Here is a 15,016-nt window from a genome sequence, read left to right as displayed (position 1 = left end):
TTGTAAGTGACCAAGTAACTACTTTTGGCGGGTTACTTATATTAAACAAGTTGCAAAAACTTTTAAAACACAGTTTGTCTTTGAGTATCATAACGGTGTCGAGTCTTCGGTTACATAATTACAACTATGTGCCTCTCAGGCTGCCCTTGTATTTGTAAAAATATAGTAATTATGTGTTCTATTTTTCTTATGGGACTTAGGATTGTTGTGTATAGACTTTTCGTCCCTACATATTCTTCTATAGTGATAACTCCCTAGAAGTCAATTTTACAATCCGGTAGCAACTTTTTCAATTTCGATTTTTCGTAATCCGAAAAATGATTTTCTTTCAAACCGAGTGTAGTGAGATTTTGAAGTTGCGCTATTTCTTTTGGTATTTCTGTTAGCTGATTACTATCTAAATAGAGTTCAGTAAGATTTCGTAGTTGTCCTGTGTCTTTCGGTATTTCTGCTAAGTAATTGTAGCTTAAATCTAGATAAGTAATATTTTGAAGTTGTCCTATCTCTTTTGGTATCTCTGTTAGTTCGTTTTCTCCTAAACCGAGTTCAGTAAGATTTCGTAATTGTCCTATCTCTTTTGGTATCTCTGTTAATTTGTTGCTACTCAAATCTAGACAAGTGAGATTTTGAAGTCGTACTATTTCTTTTGGTATTTCTGTTAGTTCGTTGTATTCTAAACCGAGTTCAGTAAGATTTCGTAATTGTCCTATCTCTTTTGGTATCTCTGTTAGTCGATTTTGCACTAAACCGAGTTCAGTAAGATTTCGAAGCTGGCCTATTTCTTTTGGTATTTCTGTTAACTTGTTGATACTCAACTCTAGATAAGTGAGATTTTGAAGTTGTCCTATCTCTTTTGATATCTCTGTTAGTTGATTTTGCGCTAAATTGAGTGTAGTGAGATTTTGAAGTTGTTCTATTTCTTTTGGTATTTCTGTTAGCTCATTACCATCTAAATAGAGTATAGTAAGATTTAGTAGTTGTCCTATGTCTTTCGGTATTTCTGTTAATTGATTGTACCTTAAATCTAGATAAGTAAGATTTTGAAGTTGTCCTATCTCTTTTGGTATCTCTGTTATTTGATTATTTAGCAAACCGAGGTAAGTGAGATTTTGTAATTGCGTTATCTCTTTTGGTATCTCTGTCAGTTGATTGCAAGTTAAATCGAGCGCTAATTTACTAGAGAATCCACAATTTTGAAATTTACAGCTTTTCACTTTCTTAACTTGAGCGCTAGACCGAAAACTACAGTCAATAAAATGACAATTCTCCACAGAGTAATACTTTTCTTCGTTTAAGTAGAAGGCGCAACATACGTAAGTAGTATTTTCTTCAATATCTTGTAAGGATTTGTTTTTTACTGTTTTCATTTCAGGTCTTGTATACATTATCTCGTTTATGGGTTCAATTGTTGTAAGTGACCAAGTAAGTGGTCTGACAAAAGTAGTTACCCGTTGGCGGGTCACTTAACTACTTTTGGCGGGTTACTTATGTTAAACAGGTTGCAAGAGCTTTTAAGCAAGTCGCAAAAAGTTTTTAAGAGCACGCAGCTTGCCTTTGAGTATCATAGCGGCGTTGAGCCTTCGATTACATAACTACAGCTATGTGCTTCTCAGGCTGTCCTTGCTCTGATACTCAAATTTTATGCTGACTTGAAAGGGTACTCAAAGCTTTTCTTACTTAAAAACTTTTTGCTACGCGACACTTTTTCTTGTTATTTTTAGGTTGTAATGTAAACTAGTATTGTAACCAAAATTAAGTCACTGAGTAACTTTTATATTTTTAGGCGGTCACTCATGGATATAACGGAAATCACACTAGAAACAATAACTCAAATACGAGAACAGTCTAGAGCTACAGGTTATGTACGTTATAACAAATTAATTCCTAAAGCTCCATTAAAATGGTTAATTGATGCACTAAACATCGATGAGTGTGTTATCGAACAATTAACTAAAGAAGGTGATTATGTTGTTAACTCTATTTTACGTAAAAACAAGAAAAACAAACTCGTAGAAGACTCTAAAAACAGTATAAAATTCGACATAAAATTTCCTAAATCACAGTGGCATAACAAATTACCTTTTTTCAAATTAGATTTTTTACGCAAAACGCCATTTACTGACCACGAGAAAAAAGGACTTGATGTTATAGTACGCTTTTTAGGTGATTATGTTTACGAACGTATTCTATCTACCAATGAATACAATGTAACAAACACTCTTTCTCAGTTAGAAAATATTTGTTCAAAAGTGGAGAAAGAACCAGGAACTACGATCTGGCGCTATTTTGCTAAGCTGCACAAGTCTCTTTCAGCATACGCATCTTTCCTACTACTTGTAGACGAAAATCGCTATATTATTCCATATTATAAACTACCCATGCGCGGAAGTCCTGTGTACCAAAAAGATGCAGAGGCTAAAAACCTTGATAGCGAACTGTTACAATTTTGCCGCGATGAGAGTGTTTTTCTGTGGCGAGCACGAGAAGAGGATAGCAGTGTTGCTCAAATAATGAAAGAATACCTTCCGGAAAACAAACAACACTGGGATTGTCTTGTTGGTGTATCAAAGTATGATGGTGCGCCTTTAGGAATATGGATTTTTGCTTTTCAATCTGACTTTCCTATCTTTCGTCCTCTATATGATCAACTCCTGGAAGGAGCACTGACATATCCACAAAATGCTTTACAAAATGTTTATGCAAAAAGGACCTCAAAAATGATTGTAAAACCTATTTTTCATTCAAGAGAATACATTGTAGAGCCCAATAAGGTTTTTACATTAATGCCGTTCACTGAGTCATGGTCAACAACTGTATGGCAAGATTACATTCGTCCTACAATAGAAAAATGCGAGCTAAAAGCTGTGCGCGCTGACGATTTATATGGACATGATATAATGGAAGATATCTGGAAAGGTATCTGTTCTTCACGTTTTGTTATTGCTGAAATCACTGGTCGGAATTCCAATGTCTTTTACGAATTAGGAATAGCACATACTGTTGGTAAACAAGTCATTCTTTTGACGCAGAATGTCGCTGATATCCCTTTTGACTTAAATCGTTACCGACATATTATTTATGAAAATTCAGTTGAGGGGTATCAAAGGCTTTGTATTAACCTCCAAGCAACAATCCGCGAAATTACCAAAAACAGTTAGGTTACGATTCCATCGAGCTACTCTGATGTAAGTGGCCTGACAAAAGTAGCTACTCATTGAATGCAGGCCTTTTATTTTCTAGCGCGGCGAGACGGCAGCTATAGCTGCGTAACTAAGGAGCAACAAAGCTAGGAAATAAAAGAGCAAAATGCCGATGGGTAATTACTTTTGGCGGGTCACTTAGCTCGATAAGATTCGACAGTTATTTTTGTTCAACGGAAATCCCACATTAATATCTTTGATCCAACAGTGATTAATTTTTTTGAAGTTGGCAAATAGACACAATCTTTTATATTAAGCTTTGTTTCTATTTCTAACAGCAAACGATTTGGTCCAAGTCTATTACTTTCCTCTAGGTCATCAGGGAGTTTAGTTCCCAAATACCATATCATCATCCGCCCTTTTTTATCAATGGCGATTAATCTTTTGTTGTTTTGAGCAAGAGCAAAACAATTAATGTAATCACTATGATACTCAAGTGTTATATATGAGTACTCTTTTTGTCGCAATTTATTAAAATCCCAAATTTGAATTTCGTTCTCGAAGGAAAGAATTAAAGATAGAGTAGCGTTTATCACTGCGAATTGCACATGTATGTTTTCACTACTATAGCGCATCTCAACTTTTTGATGTATTCCTGTAATTAAGTCTACCAAATAAATATATTTTTTGTTTCCAAAACTACCGCGAAAAACAAAACAAAGATAGCGAAAATCTGGACTTAGTGCCGCTTTTAAAACGCATATATTTTTTAATTCTCGCAGTTCGAAACGTAATTGTTTGACAATTTTTTCCTTTTCCAAATCCCAAACTAAGATATGTCCACCTTCACTATATAAATACAACAAGTTTTGTTGTTTATGATAGACTCCGCCAATTGGATGGCTTTTAAAAAAAGGGTATTTTTTAGAGTTTTTCGCTAATAATTTACCATCCCAAAAAACACTGCGCACTTTATTTATGTACATTAATTTGTTGCTGTTTGGGGCAACAAAGGAATAGATAAATTTCTTAAATCCTACGACTTCTTTTCGTTTTTTATTATCCAGATTATACAATAAAAGCTGACCATATGATGTTGGGGTAGAAAGAGTTTTTCTTTGAACTGTTACATATTCTGATTGTGTATTTTCTTCTATAACAAAAGGATTCTGTTTTATATCCCATTTGTACGAATAAATAACTTCTTTGTTGATGGCAATAAGTTTTTTCTTGTACAAAATAAAATCTCGTAAACTACTTTCTTCACTATAAATTTTATGTTTTAATTTGCCATTATGAGTCCATACAAAAATTTCTCCACTTATACTAGAAGTAAAAATATATTTTTGATTGTATGAAATTTTAGTGACAAAAGATTTGTGCCTAAAAAGATAGGTTACCTTGTAATTGCTATCAATTAAATACAGTTTACCTTTTCTTGTTCCGATAATTATATCTTTAGTAAATTTGTTATATTTGCATATTATTATTTCTTCATCTGGAATGGTTATGAAATGCTCTATTTTCTTATTTGGAAAATCATAAATATAAAATCTTCCGCCGTAAGTGAAAAATACTTTACTTGTCTTACTGTTTATTGAAAACGAAGAAACCTTGTTTATAGTGCTATTTGCATAAAATTTCGCAAAACTGTTTTCCATCGTTTTTTCTATTTGTAGATTTTTTATTTTCCATATACGAAAACCCTTTTCTCCTCCGATTAACAGTATCTCGTTAGAATAAAAACAACATATTCCATCTCTATTACGATTTTTTTTCCCTTTGTCTATTTCCCAAACCGCAATTTGTTTCATTGTGCTGGTATTATAAATAGAAATATAACGTCGTGTTGTTCCTAGATTCATGGACAGCACCGCTAATTTTTTGTAGTTTGGACTTAACGAAACGCAAGAAATCGGTAACTGGGTAGATAAGGCATGTTTTCTTCGTAACTGTTTATCCCATTTGTATGTTAGGATCTTACCAATATTTGTGATAAGAAGAAATTTATCTTTAAATTTAATTATATTTCGACTATCGATTATTTTGTTTTTAAGATCATATGATTTTATTTTTTTCTTTAACCAACGAAATTCTAAATTTCGCTCAGCATTTTGAAAGCCAATTTTTTGGTAACTACTACGCGCATCATTGAGATACTTTCTTGCAGAACTAATTTCTTTTTGTTTTGCATATATGTTAGCAAAGTGCAAATTTGTTTTTAGGTAAGCCGCATTTTTTTTTCTTATTGCGATATCTTCTTTGTGTATCGCTTCTTTTTCTTTATCGATAGCATCGTTCTTTTCACGAAGTGCTTTATCTTTTTCACGAAGTGCTTCTTTTTCTTTATTGATAGCATCATTCTTTTCGCGAAGTGCTTTATCTTTTTCGCGAAGTGCCTTATCTTTTTCGCGAAGCGCAATACCTTGTTGTACAACTCCCCAAGCGTAAAAAATAAACATGACAATTAACAAGGACAATATTTTATTACGACGTACCCATTTCCATAACATTCGCGATCGACCTATTGGCTTTGCGATAACAGGTTTTCCTGCTAAATAATTTTCTAGGTCATGTGATAATATTTTCATCGAAGAATATCGGCGGTGAGATTTTTTTTCTAAGCACTTAAAGCAAATAGCTTCTAACTCCTGAGGTATCTTTGAGTTTAAGACTCGTAATCGTACAGGTTCATTGTGAATGATTTGGAATACAACATTAAATACCGTATCTCCTTGAAAAACCGTTCTTGCACTTAAAGATTCGTATAGTGTAGCCCCTAAAGAATAAATATCACTGAATTTATTTACTTGCAAACTTTTTGCCTGTTCAGGAGACATATACATTGGAGTTCCTGCAAAGTCTTTGGTAGCCGTTACTCCACTTTCTTCCAGTTTAGCCAGTCCGAAATCCATTATTTTTGGGTGTAAATTTTTATCGAGCATTATATTTTCTGGCTTTATATCGCGATGAATAATATTTTTACTGTGAGCAAACTGAAGACCACTGGCAATAGCAATAAAAATACGCACTACTTTTTCAAAATACTCATTGTTCTTTAATTTCTTGCTATGCTGTTGAATAAAACTATCAAGTGACAATCCTTCGATCAATTCCATAGCAAAAAAACAAACAGGATGTTCACATACTTCATAAATTTGCACTATATTTGAGTGATTCAGTTGCGCTATAGCTCTCGCTTCTTGAATAAATTTCTTAGTATGGCGATCGTTACATTCTTGGATAATTGTTTTAATAGCAACTTCACGGTTAAGTCTGGTATCAATAGCTTTATAAACAATTCCCATGCCTCCTCGCCCCAACTCTTCTCCGATTTTATATTGATTGAGAACTTCCCCACAACGCAATTTAATTTTGTTGTGATCAATGTTTTGCTCTTTAATTTGAGTACTACTTTCTTCTTCTAAATCAAAGCTTGTTGGCAAAGCAAGGTTTAGTAATTTTCGCATTGCAGTAGAATTTTTCATTTATATATCTCACTAAAATAGTTTTGTATTCTATTAGATATATTGGTAAAACAGTCACCATCGTCTGAAGTTTGTTACAAAATTTTTACTTTGAATTTAAGTTTTTACAAATAAAATGGCGAATATTTTATAAAATAATTGAATATCGGTAAGGTCTAAGGCGTATCTCTACATTTAAAATTATCTTTGAGGAATAAAAAATGCATAGCAAATTTATGCAACAATGTTTCAATCTTGCAAAAGAGGCGGTTAATAACGGAAATCATCCTTTTGCTGCTTTACTTGTTGATAACGATAAAGTTATTTTAACAGCCCAGAATACTGTAAATAGTGATCGCGATTTTACAAGGCATGCTGAAATGAATTTATTACACAAAGCAGCGCAAAAATATTCTGCTGCACAACTAAGTTCATTTACGCTTTATACAAGTACCGAACCATGTATGATGTGTAGTGGGGCTATTTATTGGAGTGGTGTTTGCAGGGTTGTTTTTGGATGTTCAGCTAGCGCGTTACAAGAAATTACAGGGGATATGTTTTTAACTTCATGCCGCGATTTACTTCCAGAAGAGGCAATTGAAATTGTAGGTCCTGTGGATGAGTCTATTGGAAAAGAAACCCATCTCAATTTTTGGAAAATTTGAATCGCGAGTAAAAAGAAATTTAAAAACAAAAAATAGCCGCTATAATTAGTACCGTGCTGTCAGATGTAGCACTACAAGCAAAAATTTTTACAATGGGAGAAAAATATGCGTTACCTTGTTATATTATGTTGCATTTGCTCGCTTTATGGGCAAAACAGATCTCTCCAACAAGAATCTGCAGTTACCACAGAGCACCAAGTAACAATCAATGGAAAAATCATTCCTTACACAGCAACGGCTGGTACGCAACCTGTTTGGAATAGTAGTGATAAAGTAGTTGCTTCTTTATTTTATACTTACTACCAAAGAAGCGATATAAAAAACCGTACGAATAGACCTCTTCTTATTTCTTTTAATGGTGGCCCAGGTTCTGCTTCGGTGTGGATGCATATTGCTTATACTGGACCACGTATACTAAAAGTAGATGAAGAAGGATTTCCTGTACAACCATATGGAATAAAAGAAAATCCTTATTCTGTTCTCGACGTTGCGGATATTGTTTATGTAAACCCTATCAATACAGGTTATTCTAGGTTTATTAAAACTTCTGATGTAAAAATTGATAAAAAAAAATATTTCGGTGTTAATGCTGACATACGTTACTTAGCTGAATGGATCAATACTTTTGTTACGCGGAATAACAGATGGCTTTCTCCTAAATATATTATTGGTGAAAGTTATGGAGCAACTCGTGTGTCTGGACTAGCACTTGCGCTACAAAATTCGCATTGGATGTACCTTAACGGCGTTATTTTAGTTTCGCCTGCAGATTATAAAGTTTTGCGTCAAGGCAATCCTATTTCTGTTGCCTTAAACCTACCTTATTTTACAGCAGCTGCTTGGCATCACAAAGTTTTAGACAAAAAATTACAAGAAAAAGATTTGTTGGAAATTCTACCAGTGGTAGAAAAATTTACTCTCGAAGAGCTTATACCTGCTTTAGCTCAAGGTGGATTTCTTGACAAAAATAAAAAGAAACAAATCGCTGAAAAAATAGCATTATACTCTGGCCTATCAGTACAAACAGCTCTACAATATAATTTGCGAATACCTACTTCTTTTTTTTGGAAAGATCTATTGCGAGAAAAGGGTTTTACTGTTGGTAGATTAGACTCTAGGTATCGTGGGCTTGATCGCGAAGATGCAGGTAATAGACCTGATTACAATGCAGAATTAACCTCATGGTTACATTCATTTACTCCTGCAATTAATTATTACTTACGCGAGCAGTTAAATTACAAAACTGATTTGAGTTACAATATGTTTGGTTCTGTGCATCCTTGGGATCGGTCAAATGACAATACACGAGACAATTTACGTCAAGCAATGGCTCAAAACCCTAATCTGCGCGTCATGATTCAATCAGGTTACTACGATGGTGCAACAACGTATTTTAATGCAAAATATACGATGTGGCAAATAGATCCGAGTGGCAAATTACAAAATCGATTTCGTTTTGAAGGTTACCGCAGTGGTCATATGATGTATTTACGGTACGAAGATCTTAAATCTTCGAATGCTCATTTGCGCGAATTCATTGAAAACTCTATTCCTGAGAAACAACAATCTGCGAAATATTAAAACTACCTAGGACTAGCAATTAGGGTTAAAATATGCCAGCAAAAGAAACAATATTATTAGTAGATGACGACCACGACGTTGTGAATTATCTTAAACTCGTAGGCAAGTTGATAGAAGTCCATATTAGCGTAGCGTACACATATAAAGAAGCTATGGAAAAAATTTCTTTAACGCCTTTTGCTAGTTACATTATAGATATCAATTTACCCGATGGTAACGGTGTGGAGCTTGTTGAGTTTATTCGCAATAAATTTCACGCTGTTAAAATAGCTCTATTATCGAATTTTAAAAGCAACGAAGATGCAAATCGATTCAAAAAAAATGTTGCTGTTGATTATCTTGTGCGCAAACCTGTTAACGATCGCGAACTTAAAAAATTATTCCACGATTTAATTAAAGAAAAGAAGACAGACAAAAACGATCCAAATGACCTTTTAGCTGAACTAAAACGCGAATATGAAAATTCCGTTGACGAAAAGCTACAAAATATGGAAGAAATATTGAGTAGAACTGCCAAAGATCCAAGTGTCGAAAATTTTATTGAATTTAAAATGGCTGTTCATAAAATTGCAGGTAGTGCAGGAACTTTCGGATTTCACGAAGCGAGTAAGATATGTCTTGAGTTAGATAGGAAATTACAACCCAAAAAAGATGCAACCAATTTGTCCGCTTTTTTTGCCTCGAATTTATTGAATAGCTTCTTACCAAAATTACACAAGTCTTTTAGTTCTAGGCGTTGTAATGAAATATATATTCCAGTTTCTTTGTTAAATAAACAATTAAAAATAATAAAAGAAGCCTATGCTGAAAATTTACTTAAGAAAATTGAAGATATTTTTAATATTTGGGAGGAGGCAAAACAAGGAAAAAAAAGCAAAATTCACGACTTGTTTTTTATGATAAATAATTTGGCTGGTTCTGCCGGCTCTTTTGATTTCCCTTCTGTGAGTGAATGTGCTAGCGAAATATATGAACGTTTAGACAAAAACAGTTCTCTCAATGACAAGATCTCCTTGGAAATACAAACACTACTGCTAAACCTAAAGAAATGTAGCACAGAAGCATTGGACGCATTTTCCACTACTTCAAAAACTGCTAAAAAGGAAATTAACACTAATTTTTGTTTAATATTTACAATGTTAAAAAATTCTGAGGAAATAGAAGGTCTACAAAATTTTACAGATTATACAGTTAATAATTTTGCAACTTATCACGAATTAGACAGTGCTTTAAACAAGCAAATACCATTTGTAATACTCGTTGATCAAAGCTATTCTCAAAACAGTGATGTACTTGACAACTTGGCCTTAATAAGGATGAATATTCCTATTGTTTTTGTAATAAATGAGCATGAATTTCCTTTCTATCTCTCAGCTATACGCTCTGGAATTAACGATTTTTTAATTCGCCCTGTGTTGCAAGAACGATTTATAGAAAAAATTAGTAAGTTTTCTCAAGAAAGAATATATGAACCCTTTGGCGTTTTAATAGTTGACGATGATCTTGCATTGGCAGAAAATTACGCTCTTATATTGCGAAAAGCAGGGATGGATTCAAAAGTAATTAATGATCCGGCTACCGTATTACAAGCACTTGAGTCCTTTATTCCAGATGTAATGTTATTTGATGTGAATATGCCTTTTTGTTCAGGAATTGAATTAGCAAGTGTGATAAAGCAATATGAATACTTTCGAGATATCCCAATTATTTTTCTATCTACAGAAAAAAACTTTGACAAACAACTAGCGGCAATGGAACAAGGTGAGGCTTTTTTACAAAAACCTATACAACCAGAGCAACTGGTTGCAGCGGCTCAAAAATGGGGGCAGCAATCACTTCGTACTCAAGCAATCAAACAAACTTTACGCAAATATGATGAAAAAGCAAATGAAACGCAACTTTTACACGAATTGCGTCAAGAACGTATAAAACGTAAGAGATTGGAAGAAGCAGTAGGTACTTTACAACGAGAAATGGATGCTTTGTACAAAATGCATTCCGAAAAAAAGATGATGGCTGGAACAATTTTAAACGGAAACAGTGGAGAAAGCTATACTATTTTAAAGGTAATGGCAAGTGGTGGAATGGGCATAACATACCTTGCAACGCGTAAAAGCAATTTACAAAAAGTAGTCATAAAAACTCTATCTGCTGAGTATCAAAAAAACCAAAAAGAAGCGCTACGTTTTTATAATGAATCTCAATGCTTAATGGAAATAGATCACCTTAATCTTGTTCGCGGTTACGATTACTATCATGGGCAGTCGCTATGCTTTGTTGTAATGGAATATGTTCAAGGAAAAACAGTTGACAATATAATAACGGAACAAGGTCTTTTTGAAGTGAAAAACGCCACTAAAATAATTTGCCATGTAGCACAGGCACTGGTATATTTAGAGACATGTAAAATTATTCATCGTGATATTAAACCTCAAAATATTATTATTGGTGATAATGACATTACAAAACTAGTAGACTTTGGAATTGCAAAAACAGAGACGGGTAAAAAAATGTCAATGACCACCACTGATATTGTTCTCGGAACACCGTATTATTTATCTCCTGAGCAGCTGTGTAGTAGAGAAGTGGACATTCGTAGTGATATTTTTAGTTTAGGAGCTACGTATTTTCATATGGTAACAGGACAACTACCTTTTAACGGGAGAACTACTTTAGAGGTGATGCACAAGCGATTAGTTTACTCGCCAAATCCTCAAGAATTTAACAGTGCTCTTCCCAATGATATTACCAAAATTATTGAAAAAATGATGAAAATTGATGTAAACAAGCGCTATAGTTCTGCTACAAAACTACTAATAGATCTAGAAAATATGCTGAAAAGCATGGAGAATTAAACGCGCTGACATTTATCTTTTTTAGAATACAGTTCTTTAGAGATTAGCTTCATTACTTTTTTTTGTAGAACAGAGCTCTTAGTTCTCAAAGTATATTGCTACTTCCTCAAGGACCATAAAGGACTAAATGTCAAATTTTCCTATGCACGATGTTACAAAACGAAATGAGTGAATTCAATTCTAAGTGACTCTATAAGAGAGATAATTATGTTATTACAAAAAATTATTGTTGTTGAAGATGAAGAAGATATTCAAAAAATTTTACAACTATGTTTACAACAAATAGCAGGCTTTGATGTTGAAACGTGTAGCTCTGGTTATGAGCTCCTTGAAAAAATAGATAGCTTTCAGCCACATTTAATTTTGCTTGATGTTATGATGGAAGGAATTGACGGTCCAACAACCCTATTCAAACTCAGAGAGCTAGGAAATAAAACTCCCTGTATTTTTCTTACAGCAAGATCTGAACCTCATGAAATAGAAGAGTTTATAAAAATGGGGGCCATTGGCGTTTTGAGCAAGCCTTTTGATCTAGCACAACTTCCCGAAGATATAAAAACGATGTGGAGTAGTGTAGTAGCGGTTTAGTAGAGTGCGTTGACATTTGGTCGAACTGGATTTTAGAAACAACAAGATCCAAGATATTCCACTAGAGTTTAATAAATTAGAAATAGAATCAATATCTCTAAGAGGCAATAAAATAGATGAGAAAAGGCAGGAAGAACTTTCAGAATTGTTTCCTGATATTTATTTAGACTTTTGAAATACGAGCTTGAGATCTGAAGTTGTAATCACAAGCTCGTAATATTTTTAAGACTTCTTTGCTTTTTTAGGAAAAACAGGTGATACTTTCCAAATATCCTCGGCATATTCTTTAATTGTGCGATCTGAACTAAATTTCCCCATTCTCGCCACATTAAGAATCGCTTTTTTTGTCCACGTTTTTTCATTTCGATACTCTTGCAATATTTTTTCGTGACAATCAAGATAAGAATCGAAGTCAGCAAAAATAAAATATTGGTCTTCAGACAACAAAGAATTACAAATAGGATCAAAAATTCCAGATTCATTGAAAGAAAAAAAGTTGGATTGAATTAAATCAACCACTTTCTTAATTTTGGGATTTTGTTCGTAAAGTTCATTCGGTTGATAATTACTTTGTCTTTTGGTTTTAATTTCATCAATATCTAATCCAAAAGTGAAGATATTATCCTTTCCAACTTCATTCATGATTTCGATATTGGCTCCATCTAAAGTACCGATAGTCAAAGCGCCATTAAGTGCAAATTTCATATTTCCTGTACCAGAAGCCTCTTTACCAGCAGTAGATATTTGCTCGCTAATATCAGTAGCTGGGATGATAACTTCTGCCATAGATACTTTATAATTTGGAATAAAAACAACCTTAATCTTGTCATTTATTAGCTCATCGTTATTGATAACCTTTGCGACATTTAGAATCAATTTGATGATCATTTTTGCCATATAATACCCAGGAGCAGCTTTGCCTGCAAAAAGGAAAACACGCTGTGGGCCTTTATGATCTTTATTCTCTCGTAGTTCGCAATATAAATGTATTACGTGAAGAATATTCATGAGCTGTCTTTTATACTCGTGTATTCTTTTTATTTGTACATCAAAAATCGCATCGTTTTTAACGACAACACCAGTTTTTTCTTTTATAAGCTGTGCTAACTTCTCTTTGTTAGTAGCCTTAATCTTGCGGAACTGCTTTGAGAAAGCTTTGTCGTCGACATATTTTTCTAGTTGTTTTAACTTACTTAAGTCACAAACCCAATCTTTTCCTATTTTTTGAGTTATTAAATCTGCTAAATCAGGGTTTGCTTGGAGTAGCCATCTTCGCGGAGTAATTCCATTTGTTTTATTATTGAACCTGTTGGGAAAACTCTTATAAAAATCGGGCATCACTTGCGATTTCAGAATTTCGCTGTGTATTTCAGACACACCATTCACCGAAGTTGAACCAATAATTGCTAAGTGAGCCATGCGTATTTTCTTTTGTGGATATTCTTCGACAAGACTCATACGACGAAGTATATCGTTATCTCCTGGGTGCATGACTGAGATTTTTTGTAAAAAACGTTGGTTGAGCTCATAAATAATTTGTAAATGGCGAGGTAAATGACGTTGAAAAAATTCAACAGGCCATTTTTCAAGCGCTTCTGGTAAGATAGTGTGATTTGTGTAACCAAAAGACTTACTGGTAATTTCCCAAGCTAAATCCCAATTGATATCTTCTTCATCGACTAGAATACGCATTAATTCTGACACTGAAATAGAAGGGTGAGTGTCGTTGAGTTGAATAACTGCTTTTTTAGGAAAGTCTCTAAAATCATTACTTTCTTTTTTAAACTTGCGTATAATATCTTGGATGCTGCAACACACAAAAAAGTATTGCTGTCGAAAACGCAATTCTCGCCCACTTTCAGTACGATCATCGGGATACAATACTTTCGTGAGAGTTTCGCCCTCTACTTTCTCACTTACAGCATCAATATAATTTCCTTGATTAAAATCTTGGAGATTAAATTCCTCGCTTACTTTTGCCGACCACAAACGCAGAGTATTGATTATGTTGTTGCCATAACCAACAACTGGCATATCGTAAGGGATTCCCAACACAGTATAAGAAGGACACCAATTGTGCTTTTCAACACCATCTATGTGATAAACTTCAACTTCGCCACCAAAGTGTACTGGGACAGTATGCTCAACGCGTTTCATTTCCCAAATATTGTCAAATTTCAACCACTCGTCTGGTTCTTCGACTTGGTAACCTTGACAAATGTCTTGGCGAAAAATACCGTACTCGTAGCGAAGCCCATATCCAACCGCAGGAAGATTCAAAGTAGCCATAGAGTCTAGAAAGCACGCGGCTAAACGTCCTAATCCGCCATTACCTAAAGCAGATTCGCGCTCCCAAGTGCTAAAGTCTTCCCAATTGACGCCTAGTTTCTTTAAACCTTTTTTGAACTGTTCGTCAGCGCCTAAGTTGATAATATTATTTGTGAATAATCGGCCAAGTAAGTACTCCATTGACAAATAATAAACCCGTTTAGGCTCATTATTATTATAAAGTTTTTTCGTTTCTAACCATTTTTCAATGATGTGGTCACGAATAGTGTATGCAAGAGCATTATATATATCTAACTCGCTAGCGCTATGGCGATCTTTACCGCTAAAGAATTTTAGATAATGTACAAAAAAACTCGCTATACTTTCTTGCTGTATGGTAACTTGCGAGTCTATATTGTCCCAATTTGGATTCAATTTTTTCGCCTTTCATT

Annotated in this window: 7 protein-coding genes and 1 pseudogene; 5 read left to right on the top strand and 3 right to left on the bottom strand. The window is 34.0% G+C overall.

Annotation, left to right across the window (positions count from 1 at the left end):
• Positions 1–254 precede the first annotated feature (254 nt).
• Positions 255–1,166: pseudogene (locus tag UABHE_RS22670) on the bottom strand (leucine-rich repeat domain-containing protein); the annotation flags it as partial.
• Positions 1,167–1,793: 627 nt separating this feature from the next.
• Between UABHE_RS22670 and UABHE_RS22665 the strand changes: the two are divergent.
• On the top strand, positions 1,794–3,158 hold the full coding sequence (locus tag UABHE_RS22665) for a hypothetical protein (RefSeq protein WP_372365575.1): 1,365 nt from the start codon (positions 1,794–1,796) through the stop codon (positions 3,156–3,158).
• 212 nt (positions 3,159–3,370) lie between these two features.
• Here UABHE_RS22665 and UABHE_RS22660 read toward each other — a convergent pair whose 3' ends face one another.
• Entirely contained in the window at positions 3,371–6,628 is a 3,258-nt protein-coding gene (locus UABHE_RS22660; protein WP_372365574.1) for a protein kinase, read from the bottom strand.
• Between the two features lie 200 nt (positions 6,629–6,828).
• On the opposite strand from UABHE_RS22660, the gene UABHE_RS22655 reads away from it, so the two are divergent.
• From UABHE_RS22655 to UABHE_RS22640, 4 genes are all read left to right on the top strand, one after another.
• Complete coding sequence (locus UABHE_RS22655) at positions 6,829–7,272, top strand: nucleoside deaminase (protein ID WP_372365573.1); 444 nt, start codon at positions 6,829–6,831, stop codon at positions 7,270–7,272.
• Positions 7,273–7,377: 105 nt separating this feature from the next.
• Positions 7,378–8,853, top strand: a complete 1,476-nt coding sequence (locus tag UABHE_RS22650) for a S10 family peptidase (RefSeq protein ID WP_372365572.1) — start codon at positions 7,378–7,380, stop codon at positions 8,851–8,853.
• Positions 8,854–8,885: 32 nt separating this feature from the next.
• The gene (locus UABHE_RS22645) at positions 8,886–11,708 is read left to right on the top strand and encodes a response regulator (RefSeq protein ID WP_372365571.1); all 2,823 of its coding nucleotides are present in this window, start codon (positions 8,886–8,888) and stop codon (positions 11,706–11,708) included.
• A 207-nt stretch (positions 11,709–11,915) separates the two neighbouring features.
• Entirely contained in the window at positions 11,916–12,296 is a 381-nt protein-coding gene (locus UABHE_RS22640) for a response regulator (RefSeq protein ID WP_372365570.1), read from the top strand.
• Positions 12,297–12,518: 222 nt separating this feature from the next.
• Here UABHE_RS22640 and UABHE_RS22635 read toward each other — a convergent pair whose 3' ends face one another.
• Positions 12,519–14,999, bottom strand: a complete 2,481-nt coding sequence (locus UABHE_RS22635) for a glycogen/starch/alpha-glucan phosphorylase (RefSeq protein WP_372365569.1) — start codon at positions 14,997–14,999, stop codon at positions 12,519–12,521.
• Positions 15,000–15,016 lie beyond the last annotated feature (17 nt).

The sequence above is a fragment of the Candidatus Uabimicrobium helgolandensis genome (assembly GCF_041508025.1).
In the GTDB taxonomy this organism is placed as follows: domain Bacteria; phylum Planctomycetota; class Uabimicrobiia; order Uabimicrobiales; family Uabimicrobiaceae; genus Uabimicrobium; species Uabimicrobium helgolandensis.
The sequence above is the reverse complement of the archived record's forward strand: the minus strand, read 5'-3'. Positions and strand labels throughout refer to the sequence as shown.